This window comes from Bacillus sp. 22483, assembly GCF_052044605.1.
In the GTDB taxonomy this organism is placed as follows: Bacteria; Bacillota; Bacilli; order Bacillales; family Bacillaceae; genus Bacillus; species Bacillus altitudinis.
In genome coordinates this window covers 26,866-41,806 of sequence record NZ_JBQENU010000013.1, presented here as the reverse complement: position 1 = coordinate 41,806, position 14,941 = coordinate 26,866, and the positions used below count along the sequence as shown (strand labels likewise).

The following is a 14,941-nucleotide window of genomic DNA, read 5'->3' as shown; positions in this document are numbered from 1 at the left end:
ATGGCACAACAAGAACGATTTCATGATTTACCGTTAGAAGAAGTGATTGGGGACCGTTTTGGTCGCTATAGTAAATATATTATCCAAGATCGTGCACTTCCAGATGCACGTGATGGATTAAAGCCTGTACAACGAAGAATTTTATATGCGATGTATGCAGAAGGAAATACACAAGATAAAAACTTCCGTAAAGCTGCCAAAACAGTCGGTAACGTCATTGGTAACTATCATCCTCATGGTGATTCTTCTGTTTATGAAGCCATGGTGAGAATGAGCCAGGAATGGAAAGTGCGAAATGTGCTAATTGAGATGCATGGAAATAACGGGAGTATCGACGGAGATCCTCCTGCTGCCATGCGTTATACGGAAGCAAGGCTTTCTGCCATTGCATCAGAGCTTTTAAAGGACCTCGACAAGGAGACAGTCGAATTTGTCTCGAACTTTGATGATACAAGCAAAGAGCCTGTTGTTTTACCAGCGATGTTTCCCAACCTTCTTGTGAACGGTTCAACAGGGATTTCAGCCGGTTATGCGACTGATATTCCGCCGCACCACCTAGGAGAAGTGATTGATGGCGTGATCAAGCGAATTGAACAGCCGCATTGTACGGTTGAAGATTTAATGACAGTCATCAAAGGGCCAGATTTCCCAACAGGCGGGATCATTCAAGGTGTGGATGGTATTAAGAAGGCATATGAAACAGGAAAAGGAAAGATTATGATTCGCGGAAAAGCGGAGATTGAAACCATCCGCGGTGGACGCCAGCAAATCGTGATCACAGAAATTCCTTATGAAGTGAATAAGGCCAATCTTGTCAAAAAGATGGACGAGTTCCGCATTGAAAGAAAAGTAGAAGGAATTTCTGAAGTTCGGGATGAGACGGATCGTACCGGCCTTCGGATTGTTGTAGAGCTGAAAAAAGAAGCAGATGCGAATGGTGTCTTGAATTTCTTATATAAAAATTCTGATCTGCAAATCCCATATAACTTTAATATGGTCGCGATACATAACAGAAGACCGACTTTAATGACGCTTACAACTGTACTAGACGCTTACATTGCTCATCAAAAAGAAGTGGTGACGAACCGCTCAGCATACGAGCTTCGAAAAGCAAAAGAACGTCATCATATTGTAGATGGGTTAATTAAAGCTCTTTCCATTTTAGATGAAGTCATTGCGACGATTCGTTCGTCTAATGATAAGCGTGATGCGAAAAACAATTTGATGGAGAAATATGATTTTACAGAAGCTCAATCAGAAGCGATTGTTTCTCTCCAGTTATATCGTTTAACAAATACAGATATCACCCAACTAAGAGACGAAGCAAGAGAGCTTGACGTGCGAATTGCAGAGCTTGAAGACATTTTAGCGAATGAGAAGAAGCTGTTTAAAGTCATTACGAACAACTTGAAGAAGTTGAAAAAGACGTATGCTGATGAAAGACGATCCGTCATTGAGGAAAAAATTGAAGAAATTAAGATTAACCTTGAAGTGATGATCGCATCAGAGGACGTGTACGTCACAGTCACAAAAGATGGATACATCAAACGGACAAGCCAGCGTTCCTATGCTGCATCAAACGGTAAGGACTTCGGTATGAAGGATACAGACCGACTGATTCACCAGTTTGAAATGAATACAACAGATGTTCTTCTGCTATTTACGAATAAAGGGAGCTACATTTACTGTCCAGTTCATCAGTTGCCAGATATACGCTGGAAAGACATGGGGCAGCATATTACGAATATTATTTCGATTGATCGGGATGAATCCATTCAAAAAGCGATCCCAATTAAAGAATTCGATGAATCATCGTATCTCTTGTTCTTTACAAAAGGCGGTATGGTGAAGAAAACAGAGCTTCTCCAATATAAAGCGCAGCGTTATTCAAAACCGCTTGTCGCCTTGAATTTAAAAGGTGATGATGAACTTGTAGATGTTCATGTCACAACAGGTCAGCAAGAATTGTTTATTGCAACGAAAAATGGCTATGGATTATGGTTTGATGAAGAAGAAGTGAGTGTGGTCGGTCCGAGAGCGGCTGGTGTGAAAGGCATCAATTTGAAGGACGGAGACGAGGTGGTCTCTGGACAAATGATTGATCCGAAGAACAATGTGCTTGTTCTCACGACACAAAGAGGTGCTGTGAAGCGGATGAACCTCTCTGAATTTGATAAGACATCAAGAGCAAAACGTGGAGTGATCATGCTAAGAGAATTAAAGAAAAACCCTCACAGAATTGTTGCTGTGATTGCTGCTTCACTGCACGATACACTTGAGATTGATACGGAAAAGGGTGCCACGATCCCGCTCGATATTTCCACACTAAGGGCAAATGATCGTTATAGCAATGGATCGTTTATTTTAGATGAGGAAGAGCAGGGAGAAGTAACTCAAGTTCTTTTATCACCTGCTGCATCTGACCAAGATGACAATAAATAAGCATAACGAAAACCCCCTGCGTAAGGCAGGGGGTTTTTTATGATGAGGTCAATTTAACTCTCGTGATTGCCAAACATGCTTGTAATGGCATGCACTACTTCAATTCCTTGGTAAACGAAAAGAGAAAGTGAAGTGACAGAGAACAGACCTAGAATGAATACTCTTAAGAAAAATAACATCGTGTAAAACCTCCCAATTTTGTTTGATTTAAATGGTTGGGTTAACACGAGCTACTCGGAAATTCGAAGACTGGTAGAACACTGCAAGTAAATGCTTCTTTTTCCGGTCAAATCGATCAGTATAAGTGATGCGTGCAAATCCAGCTGCCATACTGCCAATGACTAGCAGTGCTGTAAATGCCGCAAATACTGCGTTCACATGTTTTTGTTTCTTTTCATCGCCTGCTGTCTGAACGATTTTCATTTCATGTGATTCTTGATCAGCAACCACCTTTGCATGATGGTATACCTGAACGGAATGAGGCATTGAGAACAAATGAAAACTTGCAAGTGCTATGAATAAGACTGCTAATTTTAACAGCATATTTTTTTTCATTTTTCTCACCCCTTCCTGTTTATTTTCATGATCTTACCACGTTTTCAGTTATTTGAAAAGTCTTATTTTTTTACTTTCCCTCTTTAAAAAAGCGCTAAACATCAAGACATCTATAGGACTGTTTCACTTCATGAAAGGTTTCAATTTTATTTTTTAAATTTAAAAAAAGTACCGAGATCAAAGATCTGGCACTTTTCAAAAAGAATGTATTGATGTCGGTTTTGCAACAGCTTTTGTGAAGATTCCTGCAATACAAATGGCAAACAGAACAAAAATAAACGCATGAAGCAGTCCGACTTGATTGGCGAGCAGTCCTAAAACAGGGGGCCCTGATAGAGAGGCTGTATACCCAGATAAAGTGACGATACTGACACGTTTGACAGCATAGCGGCTATCATCACCAGCTGCTGAAATGGTCAGCGGGAAGCCTAAGGACGCGCCAAGTCCCCATAAAAAGATAGATATCATACACACGACGAGTGAAATCTTTAAAATCACCAATAATAGTCCGGCGGCAGCAGATAAGATCGCGATTCTTAGCAATAGCACCCTGCCAAAGCGATCAATGAAACGTCCGCTCAGTAGTCTGCCACTAATCATCCCGCACAAAAATAATGCGTAGATGACCGTACTCATTGAATGAGAAACCTGATAGCCATCAACCATTGCTAGTGGAATCCAATCATTTGCAGAACCTTCTACAAATGCGAGACATAAGGCAATCATCGCTAATGAGATCGTTCGTTTGTTCAGCCATGATGTTTGAGAAGCCTCAACGGATTCTGTCTGCGTCTCATCCGGATCTTTTCCTGTCCCGTGCGGAATAAACCGTGTACAAATCAGGATACTGAGAAAGAAAAGGAGTGCAATGGTGAGAAGGTGAATGAGGACAGACACACCTAAATAAATAAAGAGAATTCCGGCACCTGCACCAATTAACGTTCCAATACTGAAAGAAGCATGCAAAATCGGCAGGATCGTTCTCTTGATCTGATACTCAATCTCCGTTCCTTCTAAGTTCATGGCTACATTGCACATACCTGAGCCTGAACCAAAAAGAAAAAGACCAGCAGTGACAATTAGCGTAGAAGAGAGGGCGGCGCCGATTGCAAGGGTTGAGAATCCAATAAACATCAAAAAAGCGCTGACCACAATCGCCACTCGGCCGCCTTTTTTGCGAACGAATACATTGGAAAGAATCAGCCCGACAATGGAACCTACAGATAGGCCGAGTAAAATGAGTCCCATTGTGCCTGTATCTGCTTGCAACAAATCTCTCACTTCTGGTGTTCTTGAAAACCAAGTGGAGATGGAGATCCCAGACATCGTAAAAATAACAATAATCGCTTTATACCACTTTAATTTCATCTAATCCCTCATATCTATGTAGTCATACAGAACAAATCTACTCGATTATAAAGGAGACTTCTTGATTCGTAAATAACATGAGGGAGGATCATCATGAAGAAAATATTCCAACTTCATCATTCTTTGATAGAATAAAGACAAAAGGGGCGATACATATGTCATATCGAATAGGTGTTTTAAAGGGAGACGGGATTGGACCGGAAATTGTTAATTCTAGTATGCGTATTTTAAAGACAGCGCTGTCACAGTTCAATGAACCATTTGTGGAATTTGTAGAGTGTCCTATCGGTGCTGAAGCCATTCATTCTCATCAAGATTCAGTGCCAGCTTCTACGATAGCCGCCTTGAAAAAATGCCATGGCTGGATATTAGGACCTCATGATTCAGCTTCATATCCTGATCAATTGAAAGAAAGAAGAAATCCAAGTGGAGAACTGCGTCATACATTTGATTTATTTGCAAATATTCGTCCATCGCAATCGCTACCAGGTGTGAAAAGCGTTGCCAGTGGCGTCGACCTTGTCATTTTTCGAGAAAATACAGAAGGCTTTTATCCAGACCGGAATATGTATCAGGGGACAGGAGAGTGTATGATTACACCAGATGTCGCCATATCTACAGGTGTGTTTACAAAAAAAGCAATTACCCGTATTGCCCACGCGGCCTTTCAACGTGCAGTGGAGAGGAGGGGGAAAGTCACCATTGTTCATAAAGCGAACGTGATCAAATTAGGATCTGGCTTGTTTTTACGAACATGTCAAGAGGTAGCGAAAGCATATCCACAAGTGGAGGTTGAGGATATTCATATTGATGCGATGGCTGCCCATTTAGTGAGACGTGCAGGTGATTTTGATGTGATTGTGACAGAAAATATGTTTGGCGACATTTTATCTGATCTTGCAGGAGAACTAGTCGGCAGTTTAGGAATGGCACCCTCATTAAATTGTAACGAAAATCAAGCGATGGCACAGGCGGCACATGGTTCAGCACCTGATATAGCTGGTCAAAATATCGCCAATCCAATGGGCATGATTCTTTCTACAGTAATGCTTTGTAACTGGCTACATGTGAAATATCAAGATGAAAGATTAAAACAGACAGCTAGTCTGATCGAACATACTCTTTATGAGACCTTAAAAAAGAACTTGAAAACGAAGGATTTAGGAGGAAATGAGACGACGACACAATTCACCGAGGCATTCATTCAAACGATGAATGAATTTTCAATAAAAGGGAGATGAACATGAAAACAGAAAAAGAAAAGATGATCAATACTATCACCCAAATGACCACACATTGATGGCAGATCGAGCAAAAGCGCGACAAATGTACATATATATACAGCTGGACATCCGTTAAATCCAGAAGAACGTCAAAAACAGGTATTGAATTCGGCAAATCAGTCACAATTGGACATCATGTATGGATTGGCGGCGGTGCCATTATCAATCCAGGTGTGACAATCTGTCATTGCATCAGGATCCGTTGTGACAAAAGATGTTCCGGCAAATGTGATTGTTGGCAGGAATCTTGCAAAAATCTTAAAACATTTAGAGGAATGAAAATCTAACAAATCAACCGTTGGATTTTCATTTTTCGTTTTATCTCAATAAGATAAGTATACTTAATAATGAGACAAAGAAAATTCAATTGTTATTTAACTTCCTAGAATATATATTATGTAAACTAGATATTAATTAATGCAAAAAGAGAACCTTTGACTTGATCCTCTTTATTATTAGATTTTATATTCAATCGACTCAAACGCAGCACTACTTTCCAGTCTCAGCAAACTGTTTCAATCGATCTCCAATTTCATCTCTTACCCTTTGGAAAAATGACCACTTCTCTTCTTCTGTTCCTTCTGCTTTTGCTGGATCATCAAAGCCCCAATGGACACGCTCGACATGAGGAGGAGTCATCGGGCATTTATCAGCTGCGTCCCCGCATAGTGTTACGACTAAGTCAGCGTGATGCAATATTTTCGGATCAATCAGGTCAGACGTTTGATGAGAAATATCAATCGCTATTTCTTTCATTGCTTTTACAGCATTCGGATTTAATCCATGAGCTTCAATACCAGCGCTATAGACCTTCCACTCATCTCCAAGATATTTTTTAGCCCAACCTTCAGCCATTTGACTGCGGCAAGAATTACCGGTACATAAAAAGTATATTGTTTTCTTTGACATGTTGATCGTCTCCTTTAATGTATAATCATTAGCCAGAAATACAATGCTAAAAGTGTGATGAATAGCGTTGGTACAGTTAAAATAACCCCTATTTTGAAATATGTCCCCCAGGAAATCTTCACACCTTTTTGAGAAAGGACATGAAGCCATAGTAGTGTTGCTAAGGAGCCAATGGGCGTAATTTTTGGTCCTAAATCAGAACCAATGACATTTGCGTATATTAACGCTTCTCTCATCATTCCTTGTGTATCGGTGCCGGATATGGCTAATGCATCGATCATGACCGTCGGCATATTATTCATGACAGATGAAAGAATCGCTGCGATAAATCCCATACCAAGAGTCCCTGCCAATAAACCTTGATCTGCTACAGCTTGAATTATGCTTGAAAGAGCATCAGTAAGTCCTGCATTTCGCATGCCATAGACAACAACGTACATACCTACGGAAAAGAAAACGATCGCCCAGGGAGCTTCTTTTAGAACGCTTTTTGTTTGAACAGAAGGGCTTTTTTGTGCAATGACCAAGAATAAAATGGCAATCACACCAGCTATGACCGATACAGGTATAGATAAAAATTCGCTTGCAAAATAACCAATCAATAAAAAAGCTAATATATACCAAGATAATCTAAACATCTTTGGATCTTTTATTGCTTCACTAGGTTGCTTTAACTCATTCATATCATAGCGTTTAGGTATACTCTTTCTAAAGAAAAGGTACAGTACAGTGATACTCGCAAGCAACGAAAAAAGGTTTGGAACAACCATTCTGGATGCATATTCAATAAATGTAATGTTGAAATAGTCGGCTGTTACAATGTTCACCAAATTACTTACGACAAGTGGAAGCGATGTTGTATCTGCAATAAACCCACTCGCGATAATAAAAGGGAATACTATTTTTTCATTGAAGTGTAATGCTCTGACCATGGCTAAAACAATGGGTGTCAAAATAAGTGCTGCACCATCGTTTGCAAATAGAGCAGCGACGATTGCACCAAGGATGGTCACATACACAAACATACGTAGCCCACTGCCTTTTGCAGCCTTTGCCATATGCAATGCTGCCCATTCAAAAAAGCCGATTCGATCAAGGATGAGTGAAATGACGATAATGGCGACAAAAGCTAAAGTCGCATTCCAAACGATGCCTGTCACGGTGATCACATCGTCAACATTCACAACACCTACGATTAATGCTAAAATGGCCCCTCCACATGCGGACCACCCTATGGATAAATTTCTTGGCTGCCAGATAACCAGTACCAAAGTTAACAAAAATATGATTAATGATAAAACGGCAAAACTCAAACCCATCCCTCCTTACGAACAAGAAATGTTTGTTGCTTTATGTTGTATACTTTTTAAAAGGTCATCTTCTTTATTAATTTGATTTAAGATGATCCGAATCGTCTCAAATTCTGGAGACAGTGTATTGATTGAATAATAACGCCACTGCCCTTTTCTGTTCTCATGAACAAATCCAGCTTTTTTTAATTTTCGTAGATGCTGACTAATCGCTGGCTGACTCATTTCGAACATATCTACCAGTTCACACACGCAATATTCTTTCTCCAAAAACAATTTCATCATGATTAGTCTTGTTTGATCACTGAGTGTTTTTAAACAATTCGACATATTTGTCACACCAATTGAAACATCTGCAGTCACAATGATTCCCCCCCTTTTCAAAAGTGACGGTCCTTGTTATCAACTCCTTCAACATTATATAACCGAAAACTTATATAATCAATTGATTATATGAATTTAAACAAAAATTTATTCTTAGTTATGCTCCCCTTTCATTTCACCTTAAGGAAATTCTATTTTTGGATCATAATAGCTATCATTTTTGTGCCAGCATGCTGTTGGATTTATGCTATCATGAGTCATTAGGGGGTTTTCAGTACCAGTACCAACATTTTTTTACAAACCAATTTTCTGCTTATGCTTTGGTTATTGTGTAATGTCGAGCTGTTTGAATATGTTCTAATATCGCTTTCGCACTTTATTGCAAGCAAAAAACCATGTCACTTAATACATGGTTTTACGTCATGAACACAAATGAAAAACTTTATCCTTGACCTCTATTTTATTGAGGGAAAGAATCAATTGATCCGTAAAGATTCTCTTTACTTTATATAAATCCCAAAGGCTCATTTTGTTGATGTGCCAGTTCCATTCCCTCTGCTAGATGGAGAGCGTTCATTTTATCCATATCATCATCTGGCCAATTGCGGATCAGTTGACGCAATCTAACTGCAACAGTTTGACAAACCTCTGGCATTAAGTAACTATCAGAATCCGAAAGATCCAGCAAAAGAATGATGTCATCTGTAAAATTTTCAAAGGGTATGTCCCCGCCAAATCCCTCCATTTCATCTAAATTCATACCGATACATGCCGCTAACCTGCATCTAAAATCATGGAAGTCGGTGTAAGACCAATGTGCTTCGCAATGAGTAAAATCCATTCCCACGAATCATTCCTCCGTTTTCAAATTGTAATGGTCGTTTCAACACTCGCTAATATCACTCCTGATTGATCATATAATAGGTCAACGAGCACGCAACTCTCTATTCTATCTGGGTTTCTAAGGTTTATGTTGATTTAATTCCTGCACCACAAAGAGGAATGATGACGCTTTCTGCTGATTCCTTTTGATATTTCATGTAGCCAGCAAAATTGATGGCAGATGTCACCTCTACATAAAATCCTTTCTCACTTAGTTTAGAGCGTGCATGGAGAATTTCTTCTTCTTCAATATCAATAAACGTACCATTCGTCTTGTATACAGCTTCTAAAATTTGTTTGGAGCGCGCCGGGGCAGCAATAGCTATTCCTTCTGCTACAGTCCCTTTATTTGTGACAGGCATTGCTGATTCCTCCGCATGTTGAAAAGCTTTCACAAGTGGTGCGCAGTTCTTTGCTTGTACGGCAATAATTTTCGGTATTTTATGAATGAGACCATTTTCGAATAACTCTTCAAAGCCATAATACGCACCGAGCAGCAGAGTACCGTTTCCAACCGGAATGATTAAAGCATCCGGTGCCCCTTTTAATTGTTCATAGATTTCATAGGCGTATGTTTTTGTACCTTCGAAAAAATAAGGGTTATAGACATGGCTTGCATAAAAAACGTTTTCCTCGTCTACTGCCTTTTGGGCCGCAGTTGCAATGTCTTCTCGTGTACCATGAATTTCTTTAATCGTTGCTCCGTGGGCTTTGATTTGAGCGACTTTTTTAGGTGATGTTTGATCACTTAGATAGATGTCACAGGCAATACCACAACGCGCCGCATACGCAGCAATTGCCGTTCCTGCATTCCCGCTGCTATCAGCAATGACTTTTGTTACCCCTAATTCCTTAGCTTTTGTCATTAACACAGCTGCTCCACGGTCTTTAAATGATAGTGTAGGCATCATATAATCAACTTTTACATAAGTGTTTGGCTCATTAGGATCTAGAACGATTAAAGGAGATTGGCCCTCGCCCATTGTCACAGTTTCCCACGTCTTAGAACCTTTTGGAAATGGCATGGTTTCAACATAACGCCATAATGAATTTGGATAGTGATCCCAAGCTGTGACGTCTATTTTCGGGGTATCTTTCACTAGATTGAATACTCCACCACAATCACATTTCCATAGAGTTGGTGTCATCTCATATTTTTCCCCGCAATGGTTACAAATTAATTGATTCATCAATCATCAACCCCTATAAATATTTTTTTATACGAAATATAATTTTTTATATGGAATAGGCAAAAAAATATATTAAACATATGCAATGGCATCCATTTCAATTTTGAATCCAAAATGTAATGCATTCGTTGGCACAACCGTACGAGCTGGTTTATGTTCACCGAAAAATTCGGTATAAACCGTATCTACTTTGTCCCATAATTCAATATCTGAAATGTATAATGTCATGCGCAAAATCTTTTCTTTTTTACTTCCTGCAGCTTCTACAATCATCTCCACATTCTTAAGCGCTTGTAATGTTTCTTCTTCAATGGGGCCGAACTCTTTTTCTGTCGTTTCGGGATTGATAGCAAATTGTCCCGAAACATAGACCGTGTTTTGATGAATGGTTGCGAATGCATAGTGTCCGTTTGATTTTAGATTTCCTACCTCGAGTACGCTTTCCATTTTGACACTCCTTACCTCGATTTATTTTTGATTTCATCCAAATAGCTATAGACGGTTACTTTGGAAATGCCTAACATAGATGCGACCTTCTCAACAGATCCTTTCATTAAAAAAATGCCCTTTTCATCCATGAATTTGATTAGTTCAATTTTTTCATGACGTTTCATGACTGGATGAACACTGTTTTGAATGATTTGTTGAATCAATTGATCGACGATTTCTTCCACATTTTCAAGATCATCATTTGATGTTGTTTCTTTTTCTTGAGCTTCCACTTGTGTAGAAAGAAATGTGTCCATAAATTGCTGCATTTGATTTAGTGCTTCAACATCAAAATTGATACAAAAAGCTCCGATCACTTTTTGCTTTGAATCACGTATTAATGAAGTCGAAGAACGAATCGTACGCTTATCTTCTGTTACAAATGTATAACCAGCCAAATAATCTTCTTTAAAATCTTCTGATTGTAATACAGTCTTTACGAGATGATCAAATGATTGGCCGATTTCTCTTCCTGTCACATGGTTATTTACTGTAAACATGACAGATGCTTGAGGGTTCGTTAAATCATGAATCACCACTTCACAATTTGGTCCAAACATTTTTGCAGTAGATTTTGCTAAAGGAATATAACTCTCTAATAACTTTTTAATATGTTCCATGCCTAAGCACCTCATTTTTTTATTCCACTAGATTATATAATTTTTTATATATAAAAACAATATATAGATTTATTTATATGTTGTAATGCTCACAAGATCACAAATATGAAAATCACCACATAAAAAAAGCAGCCATTGACTGCTTTTTGCTTATGCTCCTTTCTAATTGTCTTCCTGCTGGATTCCATACAAAATGACGTCAATTCCCCATCGGAACCGTTCCATTGATACGGTATCACCTGCAAACATTTCTTCTTTTACACGATGAATGAGAGGAAACTGCGTTTTGTCTGCTTGAAGAAATGCTTTTTTTGTGTCTGAAATCTGTGAAGAGCCTTGTTTCTTCCAAGAGACCTTTTCGTAAGCTACGGAAGATACATATAACAGCAATAGGTCTACTCCCCATGCTGCGGATGTAGATTTGATCCCGCCTTCATGCAATGCAGCGAGAAGATGTTCGGTCAACTGAAGAAAGTTCGTTCCTTGTGGAATGGTGGAAAGAGAAATTTCAGCGAGACCAGGTTTTTCGAACAGCAGTAGGAAATAAGTATGCAATATGTCGAATAACTGTTCTTTCCATGTGCCATCCTCTGACTCTGGATAAACCATTTGTCCGAGACCATAATCCAATACGTAAGCACTGAGTTCTTGAACATTGTTCACGTAGACATACAAGGATGCAGGTCCCGTATCGAGTGCTTTAGCCACCTTACGCATACTCATGCCCTCTATTCCTTGCTCCTTAAGAAGCTCATAGGCCGTTTTCACAATAAGCTCACGGCTTAAGGGTTCTTTAGCCGGCCGAGACCGGCGACTTATCATACGACGATTTGAATTGTTCATACTCTCTTTATAACATGTCAAAGTAAAATAGTAAATTGAGCATCAATCATCATCCTTTTGAAAAGAATTCATCATATCTGCAAGCTTGACCGCAGCGTCTTTTGAAAAACACAGTTTTAAACTATTCTCCGATTCATGAGCTTTTTCCGATGAATATTCGTACATCATGTCTTCGTATTCTTCAATCGCCTTTTCAATATGATGAGGATGTCGGACAATAGCAAGTGCTAGCTCCCTTGCATCAAACATCGCCATGTTCACACCCTCGCCTGCGAATGGCGACATGACGTGAGCTGCATCACCGATAAGCGTTACTCCTTTATGACGATTCCATTTAAAACTGGTAGGAAGCGTATAAATCCGCCTTGTAATGATGGCATCTTCTGCATAACGAATATAGTTTTTCAGCTGATCATCCCAATCACTAAATAACGCTAATAATTGTTCTTTTGCTTCTTTCGCTTGATGAAACGGTATACCACAAGTCTCGATCCAGTTGCGTTCTACCATAAGGCTTGCATACACTTTGATTCGGCCATCTCCGTTTAACTGCCCAATCAGTCCTTTGTGGTCTGCCAAAGCAAACATCTTACCTCGTTTATTAAATTCAGCTAAATCAGGATGGTTCTCCTCTACGCTTAAGACATTCAGTTCTAGCATCGTGAGCCCAGAGTATTCAATCTCAATATCTGTTAACAGAGGACGCACACGAGAAAAAGCACCATCAGCCCCAATCAAAAGGTCAACTGTTTCGACAACTCCGTTTTCAAAATGAAGCTCTGTCATACCACTTTCTAATGAAACGCATCTTTCTAGTTTATACCCATATTTGATGGTTTCAGCATCAATTTGTTCTAACAGTAGTTCACATAACACACCACGATCAATTTCCGGGCGAGTACCTTTTTGATCTGATTCCGTTTCTTCATCTAAATAAATTCTTCCTGATTTATCAAGTAATCGGAAATCTTCCCCTTCATAGCGGGCCTTCTTTTGAAATTTCTCATAAACTCCTGCTTCTTTTAAAGCTTTTTGACCTGTTTCTTCGTGAATATCCAGTGAGCCGCCTCGTTCAAGGCTCTTGTCATGCATCTCTCGTTCATAAATGGTTGTTTGTATACCGTAATTTTGCAAAATTAAGGCAAGTGTTAGTCCCCCAGGTCCTCCTCCAATGATAGCGATTTGCTTTTGATCCTTAGATAATGATGTCATCTTCTGCATCTCCTCATCCCTTTGTGGAAATCGTTTTAAATTCCATTTCATTTATATTATAACGAACATCGTTCGTAAAGAACACTGTTCGTTTAAGATCGTTTGTTGTACGATTGTGTTTTCATGAAAAGAAACCCATAAGCCCACCATCATATGATACACTCCATTTAGGACAGTTAAAGGTTGTCGAATCATAACAATGATACTTAGATCAGTAGGTCTCCATTGTCCTCACTCTAAGTGTAAGAGGTGTTTCTATGAATAAATTATTGGCCATGTTGATATTAGGATTGAGCTTTAGTGGTGCTGCGCTTATTCTTTCAGCCCCTTTGTTATTCAAACCCAAACCAGAACAATTTGAGCTGGTGTTTGCTGCTGGATCGGCGGGCGCTTTCGCAGTATTCGCTGTCTCATGCCTAGTTCTTCGAAAACGATTCAATCGCAAAAAAACCTAAACAAAATCCACCGTCATGAACAGTGGAGATGTGTTTAGGTTGTTGTGGTTTTTAATATGAATTTAAAGAATGTGGTATAAGCTGACACCGATACTGAGAGCGAATAAAACAAGTGCAGGGATTGCTTTTTTAAAGGGATCTTTGGCCAATACGATCAGAGTAAATGCAGCTGCCAGCATCGTACCTCCTAACAATAAGCCTGATAATAATGCTAATGTTGGGATCCATATGCCGGCTAGCATTCCAGCAGCGCCTATTAACTCAAGAGCCCCCGTTAAAACATTAAAAAAAGCAGGTAAACCAAATCGTTTGAACTCTTCTGCCATTTTTCCAGATATGATTTTCGTTCCTGTGAGGAAAAAGAAAACGGCCAATACAATTTGTAGAATAAGAATGAAAATAGTAATCACATCTTTCTAAGTTATTTGACCAGAAAGGGTCGCTTAATGGACACCAGTTTCTGGGGCCATCTTGATAAAATCTCACTTCCACATTGAATGGATGAAATTTATATGTCATAGCATATATCATACAAAAATAGAGGTTGTTTCTACCTTATAAATTTTCAAGATGGATAGTCTGAATAGAATAATTTGTTTAAAAGTAATTTTAATTGTTCAATCTCTTCATCACTTAATTGATTTGTCACAGTTCGATGTGCATCCATGACGACAGGAAGAATCGCCTTTTTGATCTCGTCCCCTTTTTCTGTTAAAAACAGGTGATGCGAGCGCCGGTCTTGTTCATTATAGATTTTTTTGACAAGCCCTTTTCGTTCCATTGACTGGATCATTCTTACGACAGTGGTTTGATTTTTATCAATGCCTTCTGCCAATTCTTTTTGAGTCGCGCCTTTTTCACGGCTAAGAATACTAATAATACTCCACTGCTCTGGTGTAACACCGTATGGCTTTAACCTATTCGTAAAATAATTCGTCATTTTCACATCAGTGCGATGAACGAGATAACCTATTAAATCATGTAACTTCATGTAAATACCCTCTAATCATTTTATATGCTATAGCATTTATATTAGTGGAGCGGTTAAACATTGTCAAA

At 39.1% G+C, this 14,941-nt stretch carries 17 protein-coding genes and 1 pseudogene; 4 read left to right on the top strand and 14 right to left on the bottom strand.

What is annotated here, in order from left to right:
• Positions 1 to 2,442, top strand: a complete 2,442-nt coding sequence (gene parC, locus ACTJJQ_RS16355; RefSeq protein WP_322536410.1) for a DNA topoisomerase IV subunit A — start codon at positions 1 to 3, stop codon at positions 2,440 to 2,442.
• A gap of 53 nt (positions 2,443 to 2,495) precedes the next feature.
• On the opposite strand, the gene ACTJJQ_RS16350 is transcribed toward parC, so the two are convergent.
• The 3 genes from ACTJJQ_RS16350 to ACTJJQ_RS16340 all read right to left on the bottom strand — a co-directional run bounded on the left by ACTJJQ_RS16350 (position 2,496) and on the right by ACTJJQ_RS16340 (position 4,365).
• On the bottom strand, positions 2,496 to 2,621 hold the full coding sequence (locus ACTJJQ_RS16350) for a hypothetical protein (protein WP_008343787.1): 126 nt from the start codon (positions 2,619 to 2,621) through the stop codon (positions 2,496 to 2,498).
• 28 nt (positions 2,622 to 2,649) lie between these two features.
• Positions 2,650 to 2,997 (bottom strand): hypothetical protein, encoded by a 348-nt coding sequence (locus ACTJJQ_RS16345; RefSeq protein ID WP_008343786.1) that lies wholly within the window; start codon positions 2,995 to 2,997, stop codon positions 2,650 to 2,652.
• A gap of 195 nt (positions 2,998 to 3,192) precedes the next feature.
• Positions 3,193 to 4,365, bottom strand: a complete 1,173-nt coding sequence (locus tag ACTJJQ_RS16340; RefSeq protein WP_440600405.1) for an MFS transporter — start codon at positions 4,363 to 4,365, stop codon at positions 3,193 to 3,195.
• Between the two features lie 77 nt (positions 4,366 to 4,442).
• Between ACTJJQ_RS16340 and ACTJJQ_RS16335 the strand changes: the two genes are divergently transcribed.
• On the top strand, positions 4,443 to 5,606 hold the full coding sequence (locus tag ACTJJQ_RS16335) for an isocitrate/isopropylmalate dehydrogenase family protein (RefSeq protein ID WP_440600404.1): 1,164 nt from the start codon (positions 4,443 to 4,445) through the stop codon (positions 5,604 to 5,606).
• Positions 5,607 to 5,684: 78 nt separating this feature from the next.
• A pseudogene (locus tag ACTJJQ_RS16330) lies at positions 5,685 to 5,927 on the top strand (acetyltransferase); the annotation flags it as partial.
• A gap of 210 nt (positions 5,928 to 6,137) precedes the next feature.
• Here ACTJJQ_RS16330 and arsC read toward each other — a convergent pair.
• The 9 genes from arsC to ACTJJQ_RS16285 all read right to left on the bottom strand — a co-directional run bounded on the left by arsC (position 6,138) and on the right by ACTJJQ_RS16285 (position 13,427).
• Complete coding sequence (arsC, locus tag ACTJJQ_RS16325; protein WP_098680458.1) at positions 6,138 to 6,557, bottom strand: arsenate reductase (thioredoxin); 420 nt, start codon at positions 6,555 to 6,557, stop codon at positions 6,138 to 6,140.
• A 14-nt stretch (positions 6,558 to 6,571) separates the two neighbouring features.
• Positions 6,572 to 7,876 carry an arsenic transporter gene (locus ACTJJQ_RS16320; protein WP_440600403.1) on the bottom strand — a complete coding sequence of 435 codons (1,305 nt, stop codon included), beginning with the start codon at positions 7,874 to 7,876 and terminating at the stop codon, positions 6,572 to 6,574.
• A gap of 6 nt (positions 7,877 to 7,882) precedes the next feature.
• Positions 7,883 to 8,230 carry an ArsR/SmtB family transcription factor gene (locus ACTJJQ_RS16315; RefSeq protein WP_440600402.1) on the bottom strand — a complete coding sequence of 116 codons (348 nt, stop codon included), beginning with the start codon at positions 8,228 to 8,230 and terminating at the stop codon, positions 7,883 to 7,885.
• 466 nt (positions 8,231 to 8,696) lie between these two features.
• Positions 8,697 to 9,032 (bottom strand): hypothetical protein, encoded by a 336-nt coding sequence (locus ACTJJQ_RS16310; protein ID WP_227820632.1) that lies wholly within the window; start codon positions 9,030 to 9,032, stop codon positions 8,697 to 8,699.
• Positions 9,033 to 9,159: 127 nt separating this feature from the next.
• Complete coding sequence (locus ACTJJQ_RS16305) at positions 9,160 to 10,263, bottom strand: threonine synthase (RefSeq protein WP_058213721.1); 1,104 nt, start codon at positions 10,261 to 10,263, stop codon at positions 9,160 to 9,162.
• Between the two features lie 72 nt (positions 10,264 to 10,335).
• A complete protein-coding gene (locus tag ACTJJQ_RS16300; RefSeq protein ID WP_058213720.1) occupies positions 10,336 to 10,710 on the bottom strand; it encodes a RidA family protein in 375 nt (124 codons plus the stop codon).
• An 11-nt stretch (positions 10,711 to 10,721) separates the two neighbouring features.
• Positions 10,722 to 11,372, bottom strand: a complete 651-nt coding sequence (locus ACTJJQ_RS16295; RefSeq protein WP_017359563.1) for a helix-turn-helix transcriptional regulator — start codon at positions 11,370 to 11,372, stop codon at positions 10,722 to 10,724.
• 162 nt (positions 11,373 to 11,534) lie between these two features.
• Complete coding sequence (locus tag ACTJJQ_RS16290) at positions 11,535 to 12,194, bottom strand: TetR/AcrR family transcriptional regulator (RefSeq protein ID WP_440600416.1); 660 nt, start codon at positions 12,192 to 12,194, stop codon at positions 11,535 to 11,537.
• 63 nt (positions 12,195 to 12,257) lie between these two features.
• Positions 12,258 to 13,427, bottom strand: coding sequence for an FAD-dependent oxidoreductase (locus ACTJJQ_RS16285; RefSeq protein ID WP_440600401.1), 1,170 nt, complete (start codon positions 13,425 to 13,427; stop codon positions 12,258 to 12,260).
• 257 nt (positions 13,428 to 13,684) lie between these two features.
• On the opposite strand from ACTJJQ_RS16285, the gene ACTJJQ_RS16280 reads away from it, so the two are divergent.
• Positions 13,685 to 13,882 carry a hypothetical protein gene (locus ACTJJQ_RS16280; RefSeq protein ID WP_440600400.1) on the top strand — a complete coding sequence of 66 codons (198 nt, stop codon included), beginning with the start codon at positions 13,685 to 13,687 and terminating at the stop codon, positions 13,880 to 13,882.
• 62 nt (positions 13,883 to 13,944) lie between these two features.
• Here ACTJJQ_RS16280 and ACTJJQ_RS16275 read toward each other — a convergent pair whose 3' ends face one another.
• Together ACTJJQ_RS16275 and ACTJJQ_RS16270 are read right to left on the bottom strand one after the other, a co-directional pair.
• A complete protein-coding gene (locus ACTJJQ_RS16275) occupies positions 13,945 to 14,292 on the bottom strand; it encodes a DoxX family protein (protein ID WP_058337222.1) in 348 nt (115 codons plus the stop codon).
• A 155-nt stretch (positions 14,293 to 14,447) separates the two neighbouring features.
• A complete protein-coding gene (locus tag ACTJJQ_RS16270; RefSeq protein WP_061407997.1) occupies positions 14,448 to 14,873 on the bottom strand; it encodes a MarR family winged helix-turn-helix transcriptional regulator in 426 nt (141 codons plus the stop codon).
• Positions 14,874 to 14,941: the final 68 nt, after the last annotated feature.